General features: G+C 69.5%; 18 protein-coding genes. 8 read left to right on the forward strand and 10 right to left on the reverse strand.

Features of this window, described 5'->3' with window-relative positions; genetic code table 11:
- Positions 1 to 16 precede the first annotated feature (16 nt).
- Positions 17 to 1,201, reverse strand: coding sequence for a M48 family metalloprotease (locus ACAM52_RS31965; RefSeq protein ID WP_369645529.1), 1,185 nt, complete (start codon positions 1,199 to 1,201; stop codon positions 17 to 19).
- Positions 1,202 to 1,405: 204 nt separating this feature from the next.
- Between ACAM52_RS31965 and ACAM52_RS31970 the strand changes: the two genes are divergently transcribed.
- On the forward strand, positions 1,406 to 2,380 hold the full coding sequence (locus ACAM52_RS31970) for a tripartite tricarboxylate transporter substrate-binding protein (protein WP_307581998.1): 975 nt from the start codon (positions 1,406 to 1,408) through the stop codon (positions 2,378 to 2,380).
- 80 nt (positions 2,381 to 2,460) lie between these two features.
- Here the strand turns inward: ACAM52_RS31970 and ACAM52_RS31975 are convergent, their stop codons facing one another.
- The gene (locus ACAM52_RS31975; RefSeq protein ID WP_369645530.1) at positions 2,461 to 4,584 is read right to left on the reverse strand and encodes a carboxypeptidase regulatory-like domain-containing protein; all 2,124 of its coding nucleotides are present in this window, start codon (positions 4,582 to 4,584) and stop codon (positions 2,461 to 2,463) included.
- Positions 4,585 to 4,765: 181 nt separating this feature from the next.
- Between ACAM52_RS31975 and ACAM52_RS31980 the strand changes: the two genes are divergently transcribed.
- Positions 4,766 to 5,749: a LuxR C-terminal-related transcriptional regulator gene (locus ACAM52_RS31980; protein WP_369645531.1), complete on the forward strand. Its 984-nt coding sequence runs from the start codon at positions 4,766 to 4,768 to the stop codon at positions 5,747 to 5,749.
- A 64-nt stretch (positions 5,750 to 5,813) separates the two neighbouring features.
- Here the strand turns inward: ACAM52_RS31980 and ACAM52_RS31985 are convergent, their stop codons facing one another.
- Complete coding sequence (locus tag ACAM52_RS31985; protein ID WP_369645532.1) at positions 5,814 to 7,946, reverse strand: PQQ-dependent dehydrogenase, methanol/ethanol family; 2,133 nt, start codon at positions 7,944 to 7,946, stop codon at positions 5,814 to 5,816.
- Positions 7,947 to 8,089: 143 nt separating this feature from the next.
- On the opposite strand from ACAM52_RS31985, the gene ACAM52_RS31990 reads away from it, so the two are divergent.
- Positions 8,090 to 9,343 carry a helix-turn-helix domain-containing protein gene (locus ACAM52_RS31990; RefSeq protein WP_369645533.1) on the forward strand — a complete coding sequence of 418 codons (1,254 nt, stop codon included), beginning with the start codon at positions 8,090 to 8,092 and terminating at the stop codon, positions 9,341 to 9,343.
- A 4-nt stretch (positions 9,344 to 9,347) separates the two neighbouring features.
- Here the strand turns inward: ACAM52_RS31990 and ACAM52_RS31995 are convergent, their stop codons facing one another.
- The 4 genes from ACAM52_RS31995 to xylF all read right to left on the reverse strand — a co-directional run bounded on the left by ACAM52_RS31995 (position 9,348) and on the right by xylF (position 13,659).
- Positions 9,348 to 10,502, reverse strand: a complete 1,155-nt coding sequence (locus tag ACAM52_RS31995) for an ROK family protein (RefSeq protein ID WP_369645534.1) — start codon at positions 10,500 to 10,502, stop codon at positions 9,348 to 9,350.
- Positions 10,499 to 11,302, reverse strand: coding sequence for an ATP-binding cassette domain-containing protein (locus ACAM52_RS32000; RefSeq protein ID WP_095747145.1), 804 nt, complete (start codon positions 11,300 to 11,302; stop codon positions 10,499 to 10,501). Before ACAM52_RS32000 ends, ACAM52_RS31995 begins: the two co-directional genes overlap by 4 nt.
- Position 11,303: 1 nt before the next feature.
- Positions 11,304 to 12,494: a sugar ABC transporter permease gene (locus ACAM52_RS32005; protein ID WP_095747146.1), complete on the reverse strand. Its 1,191-nt coding sequence runs from the start codon at positions 12,492 to 12,494 to the stop codon at positions 11,304 to 11,306.
- A 136-nt stretch (positions 12,495 to 12,630) separates the two neighbouring features.
- On the reverse strand, positions 12,631 to 13,659 hold the full coding sequence (gene xylF / locus ACAM52_RS32010) for a D-xylose ABC transporter substrate-binding protein (protein ID WP_369645535.1): 1,029 nt from the start codon (positions 13,657 to 13,659) through the stop codon (positions 12,631 to 12,633).
- 473 nt (positions 13,660 to 14,132) lie between these two features.
- Between xylF and ACAM52_RS32015 the strand changes: the two genes are divergently transcribed.
- Genes ACAM52_RS32015 through ACAM52_RS32025 form a run of 3 tightly spaced genes read left to right on the forward strand, consistent with a single transcriptional unit; the run spans position 14,133 to position 16,579 of the window.
- Entirely contained in the window at positions 14,133 to 15,155 is a 1,023-nt protein-coding gene (locus tag ACAM52_RS32015) for a thiamine pyrophosphate-dependent dehydrogenase E1 component subunit alpha (protein WP_369645536.1), read from the forward strand.
- Positions 15,146 to 16,108 carry an alpha-ketoacid dehydrogenase subunit beta gene (locus ACAM52_RS32020; protein ID WP_369645537.1) on the forward strand — a complete coding sequence of 321 codons (963 nt, stop codon included), beginning with the start codon at positions 15,146 to 15,148 and terminating at the stop codon, positions 16,106 to 16,108. Before ACAM52_RS32015 ends, ACAM52_RS32020 begins: the two co-directional genes overlap by 10 nt.
- A 21-nt stretch (positions 16,109 to 16,129) precedes the next feature.
- Positions 16,130 to 16,579 carry a MarR family winged helix-turn-helix transcriptional regulator gene (locus tag ACAM52_RS32025; RefSeq protein ID WP_369645538.1) on the forward strand — a complete coding sequence of 150 codons (450 nt, stop codon included), beginning with the start codon at positions 16,130 to 16,132 and terminating at the stop codon, positions 16,577 to 16,579.
- On the opposite strand, the gene ACAM52_RS32030 is transcribed toward ACAM52_RS32025, so the two are convergent.
- Positions 16,567 to 17,343 carry an SDR family oxidoreductase gene (locus ACAM52_RS32030; protein WP_369645539.1) on the reverse strand — a complete coding sequence of 259 codons (777 nt, stop codon included), beginning with the start codon at positions 17,341 to 17,343 and terminating at the stop codon, positions 16,567 to 16,569. The genes ACAM52_RS32025 and ACAM52_RS32030 overlap by 13 nt on opposite strands.
- Before the next feature lie 123 nt (positions 17,344 to 17,466).
- On the opposite strand from ACAM52_RS32030, the gene ACAM52_RS32035 reads away from it, so the two are divergent.
- Positions 17,467 to 18,396 (forward strand): LysR family transcriptional regulator, encoded by a 930-nt coding sequence (locus tag ACAM52_RS32035; protein WP_369645540.1) that lies wholly within the window; start codon positions 17,467 to 17,469, stop codon positions 18,394 to 18,396.
- 71 nt (positions 18,397 to 18,467) lie between these two features.
- Positions 18,468 to 19,505, forward strand: a complete 1,038-nt coding sequence (locus tag ACAM52_RS32040) for a tripartite tricarboxylate transporter substrate binding protein (protein WP_095747153.1) — start codon at positions 18,468 to 18,470, stop codon at positions 19,503 to 19,505.
- A 132-nt stretch (positions 19,506 to 19,637) separates the two neighbouring features.
- Here the strand turns inward: ACAM52_RS32040 and ACAM52_RS32045 are convergent, their stop codons facing one another.
- Together ACAM52_RS32045 and ACAM52_RS32050 are read right to left on the reverse strand one after the other, a co-directional pair.
- Positions 19,638 to 19,967 carry a DUF1840 domain-containing protein gene (locus ACAM52_RS32045; protein ID WP_062474835.1) on the reverse strand — a complete coding sequence of 110 codons (330 nt, stop codon included), beginning with the start codon at positions 19,965 to 19,967 and terminating at the stop codon, positions 19,638 to 19,640.
- Between the two features lie 17 nt (positions 19,968 to 19,984).
- The gene (locus ACAM52_RS32050; protein WP_062474832.1) at positions 19,985 to 21,253 is read right to left on the reverse strand and encodes a class I SAM-dependent methyltransferase; all 1,269 of its coding nucleotides are present in this window, start codon (positions 21,251 to 21,253) and stop codon (positions 19,985 to 19,987) included.
- Positions 21,254 to 21,329: the final 76 nt, after the last annotated feature.

Consider the following 21,329-nt stretch of genomic DNA (forward strand, 5'->3'; position numbering starts at 1 on the left):
GTCAACGGTCGGCCACTTACTTCTTGCAGCTCGCCGGCAACGCCTTGTCCTTCAACCCCTCCCCCGCGCTGCAATGCCACGCAATGCCCCGGTCGGTCGACGACGGCTCCATGCGCAGCGTGCCCTTGGTCGTGGCTACCTCCACCACCATGCTGTCGGGGTCGAGCGTGAGGGTCGCGCCGTTGGGCAGGTTCTCCGGCTGGCCGACGGCGGCCAGGGTGTCGGGGATCTCGGCCTTTTCTTCATAGTGGCGCGTGAGCGCGTTGCGCACCGGCGCGCCCTCGGACCAGGCCTGCGCGACGACGGCGCGGGTCTGGTACTCCTGGTAGGCCGGGATGGCTGCAGCCGCCACGACGCCGATGACAGCCACCACGATCAGCACCCCTGCCGCGCCGCCGCCGGCCCGGCCGGCATACGGCACGAAGAACGCGAGCAGGTACGCCACCGGGTTGCGCTCGGGCAGCTTGGCGCCCGGGTCGATGGCGCGCGCGACGCGCTTGGTGAGCCAGGGGTAGCCGCCGATGAGTTCGTGGAACGAGCCCCAGAAGCCGCGGTTGCCGGCCGACTGGGCGGCGTAGCGCTGCAGGTTCACGTTGCGCCACTGCTGCGCGCCGGCGGCCAGCGCCACCAGCGCGCGCGGTGCGGAGTCGACCTCGCGGCAGCAGGCGGCGCCGTGCAGGTCGCAGGTGTATTCCTTGGCGCGCGCATAGGCCGCGCCCAACAGCGGCAGCCAGAGCACGGGCGCGCGCCAGATGTGGCCCGTGAGGTGGCCGCGGCGGATGTGGCCCAGCTCGTGGCCCATGTAGAAGTGGATGCCGTCGGGCTGCGCCTCCATGGCGTCGACCACGTCGGACAGCAGCACCACGAAGTTGCGCCCGAAGAAGCGCGTGGCGAAGGCGTTGAACATGCCGTCGCCGTGCAGCAGGTAGGCCTCGGGCGGCTGCGCGATGCCCAGGCGGGTGCAGCAGTCGACAAAGCGCGCGTGCAGCTCGGGCAGCTGCTGGGGCGACAGCTTCACGCCCGTGCCCTTGATCCAGGCGATGACCGCCGACTGCGCGAACACGTAGCCGATGAAGCCCAGCAGCACGTACAGCAGCGCAATGCCCAGCGTGCCGACGACGATCAGCGTCCAGGCCAGCAGGCCCAGAACGAGCGTGAGTTTGCCGAGCCAACGCTCGCGCGGATAGACCCAGGGATCCATTGGTTTCTTCTCCTCGATGCCGCCCGTCGGGCTGGCCTGTTTGTGGTTGTCATCACCCCGGCGCGGGTGCGCGGGACGGGCGTGATCATGCCCCAGCATGGGGCGAAAACGGTGACATTCCTAAGGGCTATTCGGTATGGGTCAGCCCCCGGTCAGCCGATAAGATCGCGACCCTTTCCATTTAAAAACTCCGTCGGAGACATCATGAAGAAACTGTTTGCCCTCGCGGCGATTGCCGCGGCCGCCGTCGGCGCACACGCCCAGGATTTCCCCGCAGGCAAGCCCGTGACGCTGGTGGTGCCTTTCTCGGCCGGCGGCCCGACCGACCGCGTGGCCCGCGACCTGGCCGAATCGCTGCAGAAGACGCTGGGCACGACGATCATCGTGGACAACACCGCCGGCGCCGGCAGCTCGATCGGCACCGCCAAGGTGGCGCGCGCCAACCCCGACGGCTACACGCTGCTGCTGAACCACATCGGCATGTCGACGATGCCGGCGCTGTACCGCAAGCTGCCGTTCAACGTCGAGAACGACTTCGAATACCTCGGCATGGTCAATGAAGTGCCGATGACGCTCATCGGCAAGCCCGGCCTGCCCGCCAACAACTACAAGGAACTGACGACCTGGATCAATGCCAACAAGGGCAAGATCAACCTGGGCAACGCCGGCCTGGGCGCCGCCTCGCACCTGTGCGGCCTGCTGTTCCAGAGCGCGCTGAAGATCGAGATGACGCCCGTGCCGTACAAGGGCACCGCGCCGGCCATCGCCGACCTGCTGGGCGGCCAGATCGACCTGCTGTGCGACCAGACCACCAACACCACGTCGCAGATCGAGGCCAAGAAGGTCAAGGCCTACGCCGTGACCACCAGCAAGCGCCTGACCACGCCCGCGCTGAAAGACCTGCCCACGCTCGACGAGTCGGGCCTGAAGGGCTTCGAAGTGTCGATCTGGCACGGCGTGTACGCCCCCAAGGGCACGCCCGCACCGGTGCTCAAGAAGATCAACGAGGCCATCAAGGCCGCCATGAAGGACCCGGCGTTCATCAAGCGCGAAGAAGGCCTGGGCGCCGTGATCACCACCGACAAGCGCGTCGAGCCGGCCGAACACAAGAAGTTCGTCGCCGCTGAAATCGCCAAGTGGGGCCCGATCATCAAGGCCGCTGGCGTGTACGCGGACTGATCCTTTCGATCTCCCATCGAAAAAGCCGCCGGCCCTTTCGGGTCGGCGGCTTTTTTCATGCGGTGACAGCAGGAAAGGAATCAGGGAGGCGAGTAGGTCCACGCCTCGAAGTTCTTGCGCACATCGACCTGGCGCGCGGTGCGTGCCGTGAAGATGAAGCTGCTGACCGACGAGCCCTGCGCGTATTGGTACGCGTTGTTGCCGACGCTCACGCAGTGGTTGTCGCTCGGCGAGTTCACCGGCTGGCAGTAGATGACGGCCTTGCGCGCCGAGGTGCGCACGGTGATCGAGTCGGTGAAGCGGTTGTTGTTCGGGCCACGGCCGGCCACCAGGAAGGTGGTCGGGGCGTAGGCGCCGCTGGGCACGGCCCAGCCGTCCTGGTTGCCCTCGGCGCTGAAGTCGATGTTGTTGGCGGTGGGGTCGGACGGCACCGGCGCGCCGAACACGATGCCGCGCGGGACACCGTCGATTTCCTGCATCAGCTCGGCGCGCAGGGCGGGCGTCATTTCCACGGTCGGCAGTTGCACGGCCTCGGCGAGGGTCGGCGCGCGCGAGAAGGTGCGCACGTACTGCACCGGGTTGGGCCCGCCGGCCGCCAGGAAGAACTCGAGCTTCCAGACCGCCTGATCGGGAATGGCGCTCAGCTGCGCGTCGTCGAACTGCGGCGCTGCGAAGAGATTGCCGGGCTCGACGCTGCTCGGGTTGCCGCCTTGCGCCGGGTCCACGTAGCGCGCGGCCATGCGCCACAGCGAGGAGTTCAGCGCGCCGTTGGCGGTCCCGTCGGTGGTGAGCACCAGGGTGGTCAGCCCGGCCCGGGGCACGAGGACCAGCTCGCGGCCGGGCAGCGCGGACGAGGTGGCCACCACCTTCGTGAAGATCGAGTCGCCGTTGCCGTCGAGCACGTTGTCCACCGACACGTTGTAGCCCGCGGCGTGGTACTTCAGGTTCGCGTGCTTGAGGAAGTCCTTCAGCTCCTGCTGCGGGCGCACGGCGGCGCGGTAGGCGTTGCTGTTGCCGGTGAGCTTGAGCGCGCCATTCACGATCCTGGCGTTGAACACGTCGTTGTCGGTGTTGCCCACGCTGTCGGTCCAGCGGTAGGTGAGCGCGATGTCGCCGCCCGGGTGGAAGTATTCGAAGTTGCCGCGGTCGTGCTTCAGGTTGGTGGGGCCGAAGCGGAACAGGCTTTCGAAAGGCCGGCGCGGGCCGCTCGACGCGCGCCCGATGTGCAGGCCGGCCGCGACGAAGCTGGCCGGATCGTCGCCCACGAACAGCGTGCGGCAGGCCGGCGCGACCACGTCGGCGGCTTCGCCGAAGGCATTGCCGTCGGAGCCGATGGTGCTGTCCACGCGCTCGTTCAGCGGCAGCGCGTAGCAGGCGTTGAGGCGGTCCAGCAGGTCCTTGACCATCGCCGGCGTGGGCGGCTGCACGAGGGTCGCGGCGTCGACCGCGGGCAGCGGCGCGATGGTGCTCTCGCCGGTGCGAAACACGATGGACACCGGCGCGCTCTCTTCGCTCGCGGGCTGCGCCTTGACGGTGATCTCGATGTTGGCGGCGGCGCCGTCGGGACGCACCGACACGTTCAGCGTGTCGAGCACGCGGTCCTGGCCCGTGCCGTTGGCCTGGAAGGTGCCGCTCATCGGGTCGATGCTGGTGTTGAGCGCGTCCAGCAGCGGCTTGAGCGCGGCCACGAGCTTCGCCACCTGGTCGCTGATGGCGCCCGGCGTGACAGCGCCGGCATCAGCCTGCACCGCGGCGGCCAGCTTCGACGGGTCGCCGTTGGGCGCCAGCTGCGCCACCACGACGGTGGTCAGCGGCGTGACGTTGGTGGTGCCGGTGGAGGTGCTGGCGGTGGTGCTGTAGAGCGTGAGGTCGTCGCGCACGGCCTGGATCACCAGCGGCGCCTTGGTGCCCGCGGGCAGCACGCAGCTGTAGGTGCCTTCGGCCGGCACGGTCACTTCGCAGACCTTGGCGCCGGTCTGGTCGAACACGGTGAGCGCGGCGCCGGCAAAGGCCGCGCCGGTGGCCACGGTGCCGCTCAACGTGCCGGGCGACTCGGCGGCGGGCGGCGTGCCGCCGTTGCCCGTGCCGACGGGAAACGCGAAACCACCGCCGCCTCCGCCACCCCCACCGCCGCCGCAGGCGCCGAGGATCAACAGGGTGGCAAGGGACAGGGCGTGGGGGATTCTGGAGGTGGGGTGGGGCATCGTGGGTCTCTCGAAAAGGGAAAGGGCCTGGTCAGCAACCGAGGGCGCTGCAAACAATAGCTTTCGCTTTTGGAAATCAAATGATGCAAATGCACCATTCTTGAAACCGCGCGGCCGAGCCCCGCGCGCGTCACCGGAACATGGGATGGGCATGCGGCGCCCGGGCTGGAAGACTCCCCGCATGACCTTCACGGCCGGTGTCCCGCGCGACTTCAGCGACCTCCTGTTGCGGCTGTATCGCCTCTCGCACGAGCTGCCCATCGACGCCTTCCAGGACGCCGCGCTCGACCTCCTCAAGCCCGTGCTGCCCTTCGACTCGTCGATGTGGGGTACCGCCACCCGCACCGACCACGGCATCGACATCCACACGATCCACCTGCACAACCAGCCGTTCGAGATGGTCACGGCCTACGAGCAGGTCAAGCACATGGACACGGCCGCCGGCGAGGTGGCCAAGCAGTCGAACGCCACGCTCGCCTTCAATGCGCAGGCGTGGTTCTGCCGCGACGACCAGGCCGAGCTGCGCGACTACGGCCGCCGCTTCGAGCAGGCCAACTTCTTCATCACCTCGGATTCGAACCCGCAGACGAGCTTCGTCCACTGGCTCAGCCTGTTCCGCGCCGACCCGGAAGCCCACGGCACGGAGGAAGAGCGGCAACTGCTCGCCAGCCTCGCGCCGCACGTGATGCAGGCGCTGGCGCTGAACCGCGTGATGCACCTGGACCGCCTCGAAGCGGGCAGCGCCTCGCCCGGCGGCTCGGCCATCGGCGACCTGCGCGGCGTGCTGTACCACGCCGACCGGCTGTTCGAGGCGATGCTGAAGGCCGAGTGGCCGGCCTGGCACGGCCGCACGCTGCCCGATGCGCTGCTGCAGCACTTCCTGCTGGGCCACGCGCGCTTCAACGGGCGCGAGATCGTGGTCACGCACCACGTCGAGCAGCGCCTGCTGTTCCTCAAGTGCCGCCATCGCTGCCGCGCCGACAGCCTCACGCCGCGCGAGCACACCATCGCCGAACTGCTGGCGCGCGGCGACACCCACAAGGAAGTGGCCGCCATCCTGAACCGCTCGCCGGCCACGGTGCGCAACCACATCCAGTCGATCTACGACAAGCTGCAGGTGGGCAACGTGGCGGGGCTGATCCACGAGTTGCGGCTGGCGGGCTGACCAGCGCCCTACCCCAAAAGAAAAGGCGCCGAGGGCGCCTTTTCTGTTTGAGTCCGCGATGCCTCTACTTCGGCCGGATCGCGTCCGCCGTGCCCTGGATGAAGGCCTTGATGCTCTCGATGTCGTCGCCCGAGAGCTTGCCCGTGAAGTCGGGCATGCCGCGCGACATGGCCGGGCCCTTGAGCACGAACTTGTCCAGGTTCTCGATGTAGGCCGGGTCGAGGTAGCCCAGGTTCGGGATGTTGCCGCCGCGGTCCACGCCCGGCACGCCGTGGCAGAACACGCAGTTGCTCACGTACAGCATGGTGCCGGCCTGGACCTTGGCGGGGTCGTACTTCACGCCCTGCACCAGCTTGGCCATGCGGTACTCGACGAACGCGGGCATCTTGGCCGTGCCGCCGACCGCGAAGGTGTAGACCGTGCCCGGCCCCTGGCGCTCGGTGGCGCGCTGCGCCAGGCCGTACACGCCGCCCCAGCCCACGGCCACCGACACGTACTGCTTGCCGTCCACCATGTAGGTCGCGGGCGCCGCCACCACGCCGGTGCCGGTGGGCGTTTCCCAGAGCTTCTCGCCGGTCTTGGCGTGGTAGGCCACCAGGCGCCCGTCGGCCGTGCCCTGGAACACCAGGTCGCCGGCGGTGGTCAGCGTGCCGCCGTTCCACGGCGAGGCGTAGTCCACGCCCCAGGCTTCCTTCTGCTTGATGGGGTCCCAGGCCACGAGGCGGCCGAAGGGCTTGCTCGTGGGCGGCTCGACGTTGGCGAACTTGCCCAGGTTCCAGCCCAGTGCCGCGTGCGGCCGGCCGGGTGCGTTCTCGTCGAACTTCCAGGCCTTGTCGTCCATCAGGTTGATCGGCACGTGCTGGGCCGGCAGGTAGGCCAGGCCGGTCTGCGGGTTGTAGGACATCGGGTGCCAGTTGTGCGCGCCGAACGGGCCCGGGATGCTGTCGCCCGGCTTCTCGTTCTGCCGCGCGGCGGGGACCTCGATGGGCCGGCCGTTCTTGTCGTAGCCCGTGGCCCAGTTGACCGCGACGAAGTTCTTCGCCGAGATGAACTTGCCGTTGGTGCGGTCGATGACGAAGAAGAAGCCGTTCTTGGGCGCATGCAGCAGCACCTTGCGCGCCTTGCCGTTCAGCTTGACGTCGGCCAGGATCATCGACTGGGTGGAGGTGTAGTCCCAGTTGTCGCCGGGCGTCTCCTGGTAGTGCCACTTGTACTTGCCGGTGTCGGGGTCGAGCGCGACCACCGAGCCCAGGTACAGGTTGTCGCCGCCCTTGGGGCTGCGCGCCTTGGCCGCCCAGGGCGAGCCGTTGCCGGTGCCCACGTACATCAGGTTGAGCTCGGGGTCGAAGGCGAAGCTGTCCCAGGCGGTGCCGCCGCCGCCGGCTTCCCAGTACTTGCCGCTCGGGTCCCAGGTCTTGGCGGCGCGCGCCATCGACTCGTCCTCGAAGGGCTTGCTCGGATCGCCGGGCACCACGAACCAGCGCCACTTCTGGTCGCCGGTCTTCGCGTCGTAGGCGGTGACGTAGCCGCGCACGCCGTACTCGGCGCCGCCGTTGCCGATGATGACCTTGCCCTTGAACACGCGCGGCGCACCGGTGATGGTGTAGCTGCCCTTCTGGCCGTCGATGGTGTTCTTCTCCCACACCTTCTGGCCGGTGGCGGCGTCGAGTGCGATCAGGCGGCCGTCGTAGGCGGCCACGTAGACGCGGCCCTCGTACAGCGCCACGCCGCGGTTGACCACGTCGCAGCAGCCCTTGAAGCCCTTGGAGCGGTCGACCTGCGGATCGAAGGTCCAGATCTTCTGCCCGGTGCGCGTGTCGATCGCATGCACGATGCTCCACGAGGCCGTGACGTACATGATGCCGTCGACCACCAGCGGCGTGGCTTCCACGCCGCGCGTCGATTCGAGGTCGTACGACCAGACCAACCCGAGCTGCTTCACGTTGCCGGTGTTGACCTGGTCGAGCTTGCTGAAGCGCGACTCGGCGTAGTCGAGCCCGTAGCTGGGCCAGTCGGGCGTCTTCTTCGCCGCGTTGGCGCGCACGAAGTTGCCGTCGACGCGCTTGGCGGCCGCGCCGGCGCGGTCCTGCGGGCTGGCGGCCGTCTGGGCCAGCGCCGGGGCCGCCAGGCCCAGGCACAGCAAGGCGCCCGCAAGCAGGCGCCGCCCGGAAAGAGGCTGTGTCGTTGTCGTCTTCATCGGGGTCTGTCTCCTTCTTCGTTCTGCCCCAAGGATCGTTCGCACGGCATCGGCCTTCACCCCCGGGATTTCCCCAGTCCAGCCTTGTTCCATTGCGGAACACATTCGAGAGGGTCCCTGAACCCGAAAGAGGCGGCGAACCCATGGCGCTCGACAGGCTCGGCACGGCGGATGCGCCGCGCCAACTCTTTGCCAGCACGCCGGCGCAGCGCGTGGCGCTGGCGCGGCAGCAGTTTTTCGAAGAAGGCGTGCGCCCCTCGGGGCTGGTCGGCGAGGCGGTCATCCAGTCGTGGATGCGCTGCAGCCGCACCCACGCCGACCGGCAGCGCGTGGTGGCCTTCGACGCCGTCACGCCCAGCCGGCTGCACACCACGCTGGCGCGCAACCGCGAGCTGTTGGACGTGGCGCGGCACGAGCTCGTGCAGATGGAACACATGCTCGCGGGCACCGACTGCCGCGTGATCCTCACCGACCGCGACGGCGTGGTGGTGCACGTCACGAGCCAGCCCGCCGGCACGCACCAGCCCGTGCTGCGCCAGACCGCACGCCTGGGCGTGAACATTTCCGAGCGCGTGGTGGGCACCACGGCGCCGGGCATCGTGGCCAGCACCGGGCAGGCCTGTACCGTGGACGGCGCCGAGCACTACTACGACGTGCTGTGCCACATGCAGTGCGCCGCGGCGCCGATCCGCGACGTGAGCGGCCGGCTCGCGGGCGTGCTCGACCTCACGGTGGAGGCGCGGCGCTTCGGTTTCGACGCGGCCTCGATGGTCGCGCTGCACGCCACCATCATCGAGAACCGGCTGCTGCAGGCGCAGTCGCGCGACCACCTGATCCTGCGCTTCCAGGCCAGCCCCACGCTGCTGGGCACGCCGCTCGAGGCGCTCGCGGGCATCGCGCCCGACGGCACCATCGCCTGGCTCAACAACGCCGGCGCGCGGCTGCTGGGGCGGCTGCCCGAGGCACCCGACGACCGCGACGTGGAATGCCTGCTGGGCCACGACCTCGCGAGCCTGCTGCGGCTGGGCCGGCGCGAGGCCGCGCAGCCGCTGCGGCTGGCCAGCGGGCTCGGCGTGTGGATGCAGGCGCAGCTCAAGGGCGCGGACGGCGCGGACTTCCGGCACGCGGTGGCGATGCCCGACATGGCGAGCGCACAGGTCGATGCGCCCGTGGCGATCGACGTGCAGGCGGAGCCGCCCGTGGCGCTGACCTCCGTCGGCGAGACACCACCGGCCGAGACCCTGCGCGAGCACAGCCGCAAGCTGATCGAGGACACGCTCGCGGCGCACGGCGGCAATGTGTCGCAGGCGGCGCGGCAGCTGCGCGTGTCGCGCGGCACGCTGTACCGGCGGCTGCGTGGCTGGCGCGACGACGACAGCAGCGCGGTAGCGGACTGACGGTTCAGGCGCCGGCGCGGGCCAGTGCGCGCGCGCGGCGCGCCTTCGCATCGGGCTGCAGCGGCCGCAGGTAGTCGTGCAGCGCCAGCGCCGCCGCGCCCACCGCGGGCGCAAGTTCTTCATAGCGCGCCGTGCGCAGTTCCGGCGCAGGCATGCCGGCACGCTCCGCATGCCCCTTCACGCCTTCGAACGCCGCCTGCGCGAACTCCGGATGCTCGGCGCAGACCTTGCCCCCGAGCACGATCGCGCGCGGGTTGAAGGTGACCCACAGGTTCTGCAGCAGCACGCCGAAGAACGCAGCGGCGCGCGCCATGTCCGCGCCCTCGCGCGCCAGCACGCGCGAACCGAAGAAGGCCTCGGCGCAGCCGCGCCGGCCGCACGAGCACAGCGGCCCGTCCAGCTGCAGGATGGTGTGGCCGATCTCGCCGGCCATGCCTTGCGCGCCGGTGAAGAGGCGGTCGTTCAGCACCACGCCCGCGCCCACGCCGACGTCGCTGTTGACGAAGATCAGCGGGTCTTCGCCCTCGCCCGCCGCGAACTCGTACTCGCCGAGCGCGGCGGCATCGGCGTCGTTCTGCAGCTGCACGGTGACGCCCGGCAGGCCCGCCGCGGCCAGCGCCTTTTCGAGCGCGGGCAGCAGGTTCACGTTGCGCCAGCCGAGGTTGGGCGCGAAGCGCACGACGCCCGTGCAGTCGTCCACCGCGCCGGGCACGCACACGCCGATGCTCGACAGGCGCAGGCCGCGCTCGTCGAGCTGCGCGTGCGCCGCCGCCGCCATGCGTGCGAGCTGCGCGCACACGCGGCCGGGTTCGCCGTCGTCCAGCGGCTGGGCTTCCGCGTGCAGCACCTCGCCCTGCAGCGAGACGCACACCAGGCGCAGCGTTTCGACGGCGATCTCCACGCCCATCAGCGCGCGCACGCCGACGTTGATCCGCAGCGGCGTGGACGGCCGCCCGAGCCCGTCGGCCACGGCGGCGCCCGATTCGCTGAGCCAGCCCTCGTCGAGCAGCTCGCGCACCAGCAGGCTCACAGTCGACTTGGTGAGCCCGCTTTCGCTCGCCAGCCGCGCACGCGACAAGCCCGGCTGCGCGCGCAGCAACCGCAGCAGCACGCTGCGATTCAGGCGCTTGAGCAGTTGCTGGTCGCCGATGGTCTTCATGCCGCTGCGGTGGCCGCGGTTGCCGCGTGGTGCGCCTGCTCCCGCCCCTCGGGCCGCTTGCCGGCAATGATCATCCCGAGCACTTCGTCCTCGGTCACGTCGGCCGTGCGGTAGGTGCCCACGAGCTTGCCGTTCTTCATCACCGCGAGCCGGTCGCTCAGCGAGAACACGTCGGGCATGTCGTGCGTGATCAGGAAGATGCCGACGCCGTCGTCCTTCAGCTGCTTGACGAGGCGCCCGACCATCGCCGTCTCTTCGGGGCCGAGCGCGGCGCAGGGCTCGTCCATGATGAGGATGCGCGCGTTGAAGTACAGCGCGCGCGAGATCGCCACCACCTGCCGCTGCCCGCCCGACAGGCGCCGCACCGGGATGCGGATGTTGGTGAAGTTCTTGTTCAGGCGCTGGAACACCTTGCGCGCCTGCACTTCCATGAAGTGGTCGTCCAGCGTGTTCCACGCCGTCATCTTCTCGCGCCCCAGAAAAAGGTTGGCCACCGAGTCGAGGTTGTCGGCCAGCGCGAGCGTCTGGTAGATGGTCTCGATGCCCTGGGCCTGCGCCTCGGCGGGCGTGCGGATGTGGACCTTCTCGCCCGCGATGAGCGTGTCGCCCGAATCGATCGGGTAGGCGCCCGCGAGCATCTTCATCAGCGTGGACTTGCCGGCGCCGTTGTGGCCCAGGAGCGCGACCACCTCGCCGGGGTAGAGGTTGATGCTCACGCCGTCCACGGCCTTCACGCCACCGAAGGCCTTGCGGATCTCGCGCAGCTCGACGAGCGGTTTGGTCTTGTCGATGTCGGCCATCTCAGTTCTCCCCGAACTTGCGGCGATAAAGCACGTCGAACACCACCGCGACGATCAGCACCTGGCCGATGATCACCATGCGCTTGCCGATGGGCACGTCGAGCAGCAGCATGCCGCTGTCCAGCGACTGCATGATCAGCGCGCCCAGCACCGAGCCGAAGATCGAGCCGCTGCCGCCCGCCAACGCCGTGCCGCCGATGACAGCCGCCGCGATCACGTACAGCTCCATGCCCGTGCCCAGCGAGTTGGTGCCCGCGTTGAGCCGCGCGATCGACACGATGGCCGCCACCGTCACCAGCACCGCCAGCAGCGCGAACAGCATCAGCGTGACGCGCTGCACCGGAATGCCCACCAGCGCCGCCGCGTCGGGGTTGCCGCCCATCGCGAACACATAGCGGCCGAAGCGCGTGCGGTGCACGATGAACGACAGCACGATCGCCACCGCCGCCCAGATCAGCACCGGGATCGGAATGCCCTGCGGCTCGCTCTTGGACGAGATCTGGTAGCTGTTCATCACCCAGGCGAAGCCGACCACCACCGCCACGGGCACCGCCGTGAGCAGCACGTCGAGCCACAGCGCCTCGGTCGGCATGTCGTAGCGCTGGCGCGCGCGGCGCTTTTGCACCATGCGCCCGAACAGCACCAGCGCCACCAGCCCCGCGAGCACCCAGCTGGCCGTGACGCCGATGCCGCCGTCGTAGCCGCCGCCCAGGCGCTGGAAGAACTCGTCGTTCACCGGCTGCGTCTTGCCGTCGGCCACCAGGAAGGCCGCGCCGCGAAACGACATCAGCCCGCCCAGCGTGACCACGAACGAGGGCACGCCCAGCACCGCCGTGAGCCAGCCCTGGTAGATCGACACCAGGAGCGCCACCGCGAGCCCCGCGAGGCAGGCCGTGGGCCACGACCAGCCCGAGGTGTACTGCAGGTAGGCGATGAGCACGCCGACGAAGCCCATCACCGAGCCCACCGACAGGTCGATGTGGCGCGCCACGATGATCAGCACCATCACCGTGGAGACGATGCCGACCACCGCCGTCTGCTGCGCGACGTTGTAGAGGTTCTCGGGCGAGAGGAACACGCCGCCCGACATGATGCTGAACGCCACCGCCATCACGGCCAGCAGCACGCACATCAGGAGCAGGCGCAGGTCGATGCCGGTGCGGCGCCACCAGCCGGGTGTTGGATCGCTCATTTTTTCAAGCCCCCTCAGGACGGACTACAGGTGCGCAACCGCCCACCGGCTGGCCCTTGCGGGTCGGCCGGAGCCATGTTGCGAAGAGATGGAGGGCGCGCTCAGCGGGAAGCTGAACGCGCCGGTGGTTGCGGCGTTACTTGCAGGCCGCGGGCGCGTTCGCGCCCGAGACGCCCTTGCACAGCTCGTCCTTCTTGATCCAGCCGGCCTTGACGATCACGTCGAGGTTGTCGCGCGTGATCGGCACCGGCGTCAGCAGGCGCGAGGACAGCGAGAGCTTCTTGGCGCCGCCGGCCCAGGGCGCGGCCTTCTCGACCGCCTTGCCGGCCGCCAGCGAGACCGCCGCCGTGGCGGCTTCGCGGCCGAGCTCGCGCGAGTCCTTCCAGATCGTCGCCGTCTGCGTGCCCAGCGCCACGCGGTTCAGCGCGGCGAAGTCCGCGTCCTGGCCCGACACCGGAATGCCGCGCAGGCCCTTGGCCGTGAGCGCCGCCACCGCACCGCCGGCGGTGCCGTCGTTGGCCGCCACCACCGCGTCGACCTTGTTGCCGTTCTTGGTGAGGATCTGCTCCATGTTCTTCTGCGCGACTTCGGGCTTCCAGCCTTCGGTGTACTCGTCGCCGACGATCTTGATGTCGCCCTTCTTGATCGCGGCGTCCAACACCTCTTGCTGCCCGGCGCGCAGGAAGTCGGCATTCGGGTCGCTCGGCGAGCCCTTGATGATCACGTAGTTGCCCTTGGGCTTGACCTTGAGCACCTCGCGCGCCTCCATGCGCCCGACCTCGACGTTGTCGAAGGTGATGTAGAACACGCCGGGCGCCTCGATCAGCCGGTCGTACGCCACCACCGGCACCTTCTGCCGCGTGGCCTTCGTCACGGCGGGCAGGATTGCGTCCTTGTCCATCGCCAGCACGATGAGCGCCTTCGCGCCCTTGGACATCAGCCCCTCGATGTCGCCCAGCTGCTTCTCGGGCGAGCCGCCCGCATCGGCACTGATGTACTTCGCGCCGAGTTTTTCAAGCTGCGCCTTGATCGCGGCCTCGTCGGTCTTCCAGCGTTCTTCCTGGAAGTTGGACCAGCTCACGCCGACCACGGTCTGCGCCATCGCGCCCACGGCCGTGAGACCGAACGCCAGGGCGGCCAGGGTGTGTTTCGTTGTCAGTTGCATCGGTGTCTCTCCTCAGAACGGTGTGCCGGGGTAGTTAGTTTGAGTGGCAAACTAACTATCCCATCGGCGGGGGGTTCCGGGCACCCGGGAATTCCCGGACGGCACCGCCGCTCCAGATACAAATGGAAAACTCTGGGGACAGTTTCCGGACAAGCCCCCTGTTATCCACAGCGGGAGCGACCCCGCCCAAGTTGTTCCTGTTTTGATAGCACCGCGAAACCACAGGAGCACACAGTGTCCGGGGTGTGACAAGTTGTTGTCAGGCAAGGGAAAAAGCGCCCTGTCCACAGGGCGGGTTTACCCTTATCTACTACTACTAACTTAAATAAGAAGAATAAATAGAGAAGAGAGCAGGAAGCCCGCGCCCGAAAAAGGGGCCGGGTGGGGGTCGAAGGGTTAGCCCGGTAGGTCGAATCCGTCTCGGTTGATACGATTTTTCTCAAAGCGCTGATCCCCAGGGCGTTGGAGACAAGATGGACCCGAGCAACCCCCCAGGCGCCGGCGAGGCGCTGTACCGCGTCATGGTGCGCATCCGTGCCTTCGAGAACGCCGCCGAAACCGCCAGCCAGGGCGGGGTCAGCGCCTACGGCCAGCAGGCGGGCGGCGCCGCCAAGGTGCGCGGGCCGCTGCACCTGTCGACCGGGCAGGAAGCGGTGCCGGCGGGCGTGTGCGCCCACCTGCGCGCGAGCGACTACCTCACCTCCACGCACCGCGGCCACGGCCACACGCTGGCCAAGGGCGCGGACCTCACGCGGATGATGTGCGAGCTGTTCGGCAAGGCCACGGGCTTCAACGGCGGCAAGGGTGGCTCGATGCACATCGCGGACTTCTCGGTGGGCATGCTGGGCGCCAACGGCGTGGTCGCGGCGGGCTTGCCGATCGCCGTCGGGGCGGCGCACGCGCAAAAACTCTTGAAGCGAGGCGACGACATCACGGTCTGCTTCTTCGGCGACGGAGCGATCAACCGCGGCCCGTTCCTCGAAGCGCTGAACTGGGCCCGCGTGTACGACCTGCCCGTGCTCTTCGTCTGCGAGGACAACCGCTGGAGCGCCACGACCGCGAGCGGCCCGATGACGGCCGGCGACGGCGCCTCGGCGCGCGCCGCGTCGATGGACATCGCGGCCACGCAGGTCGACGGCAACGATGTGTTCGCGGTGCATGCCGCCGCCGCACGGCTGGTGGCCGAGGTGCGCAGCGGCGCGGGGCCGCGCCTGCTGCACGCGCTCACCTACCGCGTGAAGGGCCATGTGTCGGTCGATCTCGCGGCCTACCGCGACCCGGCCGAGCTGGCCGCCGCGCTGGAAACCGACCCGATCGCGCGCGCCCGCGGCCACCTGCTCGACACCGGCGTGGCCGCCGCGGCGCTGGACGCCATCGAGAACGCCGCGCGCGACGAGGTGGACACGGCCCTCGCCGTGGCCGACGCGGCGCCCTGGCCCGAGGCGAGCGCCGCCTTCACCGACGTGCAGACCACGGGAGCAGGCCAATGGCTGTGACGACGCTGAGTTATTCCGAAGCCGCCGTGCGCGCGCTGCAGCAGGAGATGGACGCCGACCCGCGCGTGGTCGTGCTCGGCGAGGACGTGGGCCGCGGCGGCATCTTCGGGCAGTACAAGGGGCAGCAGCAGCAGTACGGTGCCGAACGCGTGATCGACACGCCGATCAGCGAGGCCGCGATCATGGGCGCCGGCGTGGGCATGGCGCTCGCGGGGCTGCGCCCCGTGGTCGAGATGCGCGTGGTCGACTTCGCGCTGTGCGGCATGGACGAGCTGGTGAACCAGGCCGCGAAGAACCGCTTCATGTTCGGCGGCCAGGGCCGCGTGCCGCTGGTGGCGCGCATGCCGGGCGGCATCTGGGACGCGTCGGCGGCGCAGCATTCGCAGTCGCTCGAAGCCTGGTTCGCGCACCTGCCGGGCGTGGTGGTGGTGAGCCCGTCGACGCCGCAGGACAACCACGGCCTGCTGCGCGCGGCGCTGCAGTGCGGCGACCCGGTGGTCTACATCGAGCACAAGACGCTGTGGGGCGTGCGCGGCGAGGTGGACGACACGCTGGCCGTGCCGCTGGGCCAGGCGGCGCGCGTGCGCGAGGGCAACGCGCTCACGCTCGTGAGCTGGAGCAAGCAGATGCAGCCTTGCGCCGCAGCCTGCGATGCGCTGGCGGCCGAGGGCATCGCGGTGGACCTGATCGACCTGCGCACGCTGTGGCCCTGGGACCGCGAGACGGTGCTGTCGTCGTGCGCGCGCACGGGGCGGCTGCTGGTGGTGCACGAGGCGGTGCAGGCCGCGGGCTTCGGCGCCGAGATCGCCGCGAGCGCGGCCGAGGCCACGGGCTGCCGCGTCGCGCGGCTGGGCGCGCCGCGCATTCCGGTCGGCTACGCGCCGGTGCTGGAGGCGCAGTCGCGCGTCGGCGTGGACGCGATCGTGGCGGCGGCGAAGAAGCTGGCCGGCTGAACCACAAAAGCACGAACGGCCATGGACCCGCTCTTCTTCAAGCTGGTGCGGGTCGTCAACCTCACGGCGCGGCCGTTCCATGAGCGCGTGGGGCGCGAGCACCAGCTCACGCTGAACGAGTGGCGCGCGATGGCCGTGCTGGCCGCGCAGCCGGGGCTCAGCGCCACGCTGGTCGCCGACCTCACCGGCCTGGACAAGATGGCCGTGAGCCGCGCGCTGGCGGGCCTGAAGCGCCACCAGCGCGTGCAGCGCCGCAGCGATCCGACCGACCAGCGCTGCAGCCGCCTGTACCTCACGGCCGCCGGCAAGGCGCTGCACGCCACCGTCGGCGCGCTGGGCCGGCAGCGCGAGGCCGAGCTGTTTGCGGGCGTCGACGCCGGCGAGCTGGCCCGCCTGAGCGACACGCTCGACACGCTGATCCGCGCGGTGGAGCGCGCGCCCGACTCCGGCGCAGCCGATCAGACGGTGTAGCCGCCGTCCACGCTCAGGTTGGCGCCGGTGACGAAGCCGCCGTCCGGGCCCACGAGGTAGGCGACCATGCCGGCGATTTCTTCGGCGCGGCCGTGGCGCGGCAGCACCATCACGTCGTGCATCGAGGCCGCGCGCGGGCCGGTGGCGGGGTTCATGGCGGTGTCGATCGGGCCGGGCTGCACGTTGTTCACGGTGATGCCGCGCGCGCCGAGGTCGCGCGCCAGGCCGCGCGTGAGGCCGACGATGGCGGCCTTGCTCATCGCGTAGACGCTGGCGCCCGCGTCCAGCACGCGCTCGGCATTGATGCTGCCGATGTTGACAATGCGGCCCGTGCCGTCGCCCATGTGGCGCGCGGCGGCCTGGACGGCCACGAAGGTGGCGCGCACGTTGACGTCGATGGTGCGGTCGAAGTCCTCGAGCGAGAAGGTGTCGAGCTCGCCGCCGAGGTACACGCCGGCGTTGTTCACCAGGATGTCGAGCCGCTCGAAGGCGCGTGCGCCCTGGGCAATGGCGGCCGTGAGCGCGGCGGCGTCGCCGGCGTCGGCGCGGATGGCCAGCGCACGACCGCCGGCGGCCTGGATCTCGCCGGCGAGCTTGTCGGCCTCGGCCTGCGCGCTGACGTAGGTGAAGGCCACGGCCGCGCCGTCGCGGGCCAGCCGGCGCACGATGGCGGCGCCGATGCCGCGCGAACCGCCGGTGACGAAGGCGACCTTGCCGGCCAGGACGGGGGAAGAGGAGGAGGAAGACACAGAGGTGGAAGCCATGATTTTTCCGATCGGGTGGAGGAGGAAGGCCTTCAGTGTCGGAATTCCATTCCCTTTGCGGTAGCCATCAATCGGCCCGATCAGATTCAACCCAAAGTTGAAGATGAGCGCCAGAATGGCGGCATGGAACCGCTCAATCACCTCGAATCCTTCGTGCAGAGCGCCGAGGGCGGCAGCTTCTCGGCGGCCGCGCGGCGCCTGGGGCTCACGCCTGCGGCGGTCAGCAAGAACGTGGCGCGGCTCGAGGCGCGGCTGGGCGTGCGGCTGTTCCAGCGCAGCACGCGCCGGCTCACGCTGACCGAGGCCGGCGAGCGCTTCCTGGCGCAGGTCGGCGGCGCGCTGGCCACGCTGCAGGACGCGGTGGCCGGCCTCGCGCAGGACGACGGCCAGCCCTCGGGCACGCTCAAGGTGAGCATGGGACAGGCCTTCGGGCGCGAGCACGTGCTGCCGTTCATGGGCGACTTCCTGGCGCGCTACCCGGGCATCGTGCCCGACTGGCATTTCGACAACCAGCAGGTCGACCTGGTCGGCGAGGGCTTCGACGCGGCCATCGGCGGCGGCATCGCGCTGTCGTCCGGCGTGGTGGCGCGCGAGCTGGCGCGCATCCACGTGGTCGCGGTGGCGGCGCCGGCCTACCTGGCGGAGCGCGCGCTGCCTGCGCATCCGTCCGAGCTGGCGCGCTTCGACGTGCTGCTGCGCCGCTCCTCGCCCACGGGCCGGCTGCGGCCGTGGACGCTGCGGCATGCGAGCGGCGAGGAAACCATGGTCGACCTGCCGGCGCGCCCGCGCGCGATCTTCAACGACCCCGAGGCGATCGCGCAGGCGGCGCTGCTGGGGCTGGGCGTGGCGATGTTGCCGATGCCCTTCGTGGAACGCGGCCTGCGCAGTGGTGCGCTGGTGCGGCTGCTGCCCGGGTGGTACCAGGATTCGGGCGCCGTGTGGATCTACTACCCGAGCAAAAAGCTGCTGCCGCCCAAGACGCGGGTGTTCGTCGACTTCGTGCTGGCGCGCTTTCGCGAAGCGCAGTTCGCGCAGCGGATGCAGGTGGGCTGAGCGGCGATGTCCATCGAAGGCCGGGGTTTTTACTCGCGACGCCTTTGGCGCCCCCCTGTACAAAGGCGCGCATGACTTCCATCTCCCGCTCTTCTTCTTCCGTCACTTCCTCCACCCGCCGCTTCGCGCTCGTCGCCACGGCGGCAGCCACCCTCGCGCTGCTGGGCGGCGCTGCGCACGCGCAGGCCACCTGGCCGACCAAGCCGGTGCGCATCGTCGTGCCCTTCGCGGCAGGCGGCACCACCGACATCCTGGCGCGCGCGGTAGCGCCCGAACTCTCGAAGGCCTTCGGCCAGCAGTTCATCGTGGACAACCGCGCGGGCGCGGGCGGCAACGTGGGCGCCGAGATCGTCGCGCGCTCGCCCAACGACGGCTACACGCTGCTGATGGGCACGGTGGGCACGCACGGCATCAACCGCGCGCTGTACCCCAAGCTGCCCTTCGACCCGATCAAGGACTTCGTGCCGATCACCCTGGTGGCCGCCGTGCCGAACGTGATGGAGATGAACGCCGAAAAGGCCAAGTCGCTGAACATCCGCAACGTGCAGGACTTCCTCAAGTACGCCAAGGCCAACCCGGGCAAGCTCAACATGGCCTCGAGCGGCAGCGGCACGTCGATCCACCTAGCGGGCGAGCTGTTCAAGAGCATGACGGGCACCTTCATGACGCACATCCCGTACCGGGGCTCGGGCCCGGCGCTGCTCGACCTGGTGGGCGGCAGCGCCGACCTGATGTTCGACAACCTGCCTTCGTCGATGGCGCAGATCAAGGGCGGCAAGCTCACGCCGCTGGCCGTGACCAGCGCCCAGCGCTCGCCCGCGCTGCCCGATGTGCCGACGGTGGCAGAAGCCGGCGGCCCCGCGCTCAAGGGCTACGAGGCGAGCTCATGGTTCGGGCTGCTGGCGCCGGCCGGCACGTCGCCGGAGATCGTGAACCGCATCCAGCAGGAAGTCGCGAAGTCGCTGGGCACGCCGGCGATCAAGGAAAAGATGCTGGCCCAGGGCGCGATCCCGAGCGGCAATTCGCCGGCGGACTTCACGAAGCTCATTGCGAGTGAGCATGTGAAGTGGGCGAAGGTCGTGAAAGACTCCGGCGCGAAGGTGGACTAACCCCCAGTCTTCGCGCACTTCGTGTCGCTACGCCAACCCCCTTGCAGGGGGCAACACCAGCGGCCCGGCAAAGCCGGCTCCGCGGTGTTTCTGGAAGGGAGTGGGGTGACGACTGCGAAGGATCAGGGGAACTCAGGTCCCCCAGGTCACATCCTTGCTCTCGGCCTGCGAGTCCTTGAGCATGTGCAGCAGCGGCGCGGCGCGCTGGTGCAGGCCGACATGCTGCTTCTCGGCGTCGGCGTCGTGGCCTTCGACGACGTGTTCGTCGTGGTTGTGCGGCGCGGGCTTGCTGCTTTCGAGCGCCAGTGCGGCTTCGAGGGCAGCGATGGCGCTGGGGATCTGCTCGACCGTGATGATGCCCTGCGGCGCGGCCGGCTTGCCGACGATGTCGAGCAGCTGGCGCGCGTGCACCTCGAGCATCACGAAGTCTGGGGCGGCCCGGGATTTGAAGCGGTAGAGCATGGTGGTGGTGTCCTCACTTATTTGTAGATGTAGTCACGGGCAAAAGGGTACACCGATTGCGCACCGCGCAAGGCACCGTGTTCGACCTTGCCGTCGGGCTTGGTCGACAGCATCTGGTGCAGCGAGATCCAGCCCTGCTCGAAGCTCATCGCCGAGCCCGCGAGGTACAGGCGGTAGGCGCGAAGGATGCGCTCGGCGTTCTCGCCCTGGCGCCCGCCGCTGCGCCCCAGCACCTCGCGCGCGGCATCGAGCTGCGCCTCGAGGGCGTCCGACCAGGCCCACAGCGTGCGCGCGTAGTGCGGGCGCAGGCTCTCGGTGTCGACCATCTCCAGCCCGGCCGCCGCGGTCTCGCGCAGCACGTGCGTCACGTGCAGCAGCTCGCCGCCGGGGAAGATGTATTTCTCGATGAAGTCGCCCATGCCCGCGCCGAGCTGGCGGTAGTTCAGCTCGCCCGAGGTGATGCCGTGGTTGAGCACCAGCCCGCCCGGCTTGAGCAGCGTGTGGATCTTGTGGAAGTAGGTCGGCATGTTGGCCGCGCCCACGTGCTCGAACATGCCCACCGACGAGATCTTGTCGAAGGGCTGGTCGTCGGGCAGCTCGCGGTAGTCGCGCAGTTCCACGCGCACGCGACCCTGCAGGCCTTTTTCTTCGATGAGCCGCTGCACATGCGCGTGCTGGTTCTTCGACAGCGTGATGCCGGTGGCGTCCACGCCGTAGTGCTCGGCCGCCCACAGCAGCAGCGCGCCCCAGCCGGAACCGATGTCCAGGTAGCGCTCGCCGGGCTGCAGCATGAGCTTGCGGCAGATGTGGTCGAGCTTGGCCTCCTGCGCCTGCGCCAGCGTGAGCTCGGGCGTGCGGAAGTAGGCACATGAATAGACGCGGCGCGGGTCCAGCCACAGCGCGTAGAAATCGTCGGAGACGTCGTAGTGGAACTCGATCTGCGCGGCGTCCTTGCGCAGCGAGTGCGAGCCGCGCGACTTGGCGCGGCGCTGCAGGCGGCTCCACCAGGTGGTGTCGGTCTCGGCGGGGTTGCCGGGCAACAGGCCGACGGTGGCGTCGATCAGGTCGCGCATGGCGCCCTCGATCTGCACCTTGCCCTCGACGTAGGCCTCGCCGATGGCCCCGACCTGCCGGCCGGCCAGCTTGGCCAACACCGACCACTCCTTGAAAGCCAGCGTCACGCGTGAACCCGCCTGGGCGACCCGGCGCCCGTCGGGCAGCTCCAGTGCGATGGGCACGGGCAGCGAGGCCAGCTGCGACTCGATCTTGGGTATCAAGTGTTGCATGCGTCCATGGTATTGATTTTTCCAAGGATTTGCATGACATCGCGCAGCCGCGCGGGCCGGGAGCCTCTGCAGAGAA

The organism is Variovorax sp. V118 (assembly GCF_041154445.1).
Classification (GTDB): domain Bacteria; phylum Pseudomonadota; class Gammaproteobacteria; order Burkholderiales; family Burkholderiaceae_C; genus Variovorax; species Variovorax boronicumulans.

What these genes read in the sequence shown, in the direction of transcription:
- ACAM52_RS31990 (WP_369645533.1), top strand. Translation starts at nt 8,090, where the DNA reads ATGGCGCTCGACAGGCTCGGCACGGCGGATGCGCCGCGCCAACTCTTT.
- ACAM52_RS32050 (WP_062474832.1), bottom strand. Translation starts at nt 21,253, where the DNA reads ATGCAACACTTGATACCCAAGATCGAGTCGCAGCTGGCCTCGCTGCCC.
- ACAM52_RS32035 (WP_369645540.1), top strand. Translation starts at nt 17,467, where the DNA reads ATGGAACCGCTCAATCACCTCGAATCCTTCGTGCAGAGCGCCGAGGGC.
- ACAM52_RS31995 (WP_369645534.1), bottom strand. Translation starts at nt 10,502, where the DNA reads ATGAAGACCATCGGCGACCAGCAACTGCTCAAGCGCCTGAATCGCAGC.
- ACAM52_RS32015 (WP_369645536.1), top strand. Translation starts at nt 14,133, where the DNA reads ATGGACCCGAGCAACCCCCCAGGCGCCGGCGAGGCGCTGTACCGCGTC.
- ACAM52_RS32030 (WP_369645539.1), bottom strand. Translation starts at nt 17,343, where the DNA reads ATGGCTTCCACCTCTGTGTCTTCCTCCTCCTCTTCCCCCGTCCTGGCC.
- ACAM52_RS32005 (WP_095747146.1), bottom strand. Translation starts at nt 12,494, where the DNA reads ATGAGCGATCCAACACCCGGCTGGTGGCGCCGCACCGGCATCGACCTG.
- ACAM52_RS31965 (WP_369645529.1), bottom strand. Translation starts at nt 1,201, where the DNA reads ATGGATCCCTGGGTCTATCCGCGCGAGCGTTGGCTCGGCAAACTCACG.
- ACAM52_RS32000 (WP_095747145.1), bottom strand. Translation starts at nt 11,302, where the DNA reads ATGGCCGACATCGACAAGACCAAACCGCTCGTCGAGCTGCGCGAGATC.
- ACAM52_RS31975 (WP_369645530.1), bottom strand. Translation starts at nt 4,584, where the DNA reads ATGCCCCACCCCACCTCCAGAATCCCCCACGCCCTGTCCCTTGCCACC.
- ACAM52_RS32025 (WP_369645538.1), top strand. Translation starts at nt 16,130, where the DNA reads ATGGACCCGCTCTTCTTCAAGCTGGTGCGGGTCGTCAACCTCACGGCG.
- ACAM52_RS32045 (WP_062474835.1), bottom strand. Translation starts at nt 19,967, where the DNA reads ATGCTCTACCGCTTCAAATCCCGGGCCGCCCCAGACTTCGTGATGCTC.
- ACAM52_RS31985 (WP_369645532.1), bottom strand. Translation starts at nt 7,946, where the DNA reads ATGAAGACGACAACGACACAGCCTCTTTCCGGGCGGCGCCTGCTTGCG.
- ACAM52_RS31970 (WP_307581998.1), top strand. Translation starts at nt 1,406, where the DNA reads ATGAAGAAACTGTTTGCCCTCGCGGCGATTGCCGCGGCCGCCGTCGGC.
- ACAM52_RS32040 (WP_095747153.1), top strand. Translation starts at nt 18,468, where the DNA reads ATGACTTCCATCTCCCGCTCTTCTTCTTCCGTCACTTCCTCCACCCGC.
- ACAM52_RS32020 (WP_369645537.1), top strand. Translation starts at nt 15,146, where the DNA reads ATGGCTGTGACGACGCTGAGTTATTCCGAAGCCGCCGTGCGCGCGCTG.
- ACAM52_RS31980 (WP_369645531.1), top strand. Translation starts at nt 4,766, where the DNA reads ATGACCTTCACGGCCGGTGTCCCGCGCGACTTCAGCGACCTCCTGTTG.
- xylF (WP_369645535.1), bottom strand. Translation starts at nt 13,659, where the DNA reads ATGCAACTGACAACGAAACACACCCTGGCCGCCCTGGCGTTCGGTCTC.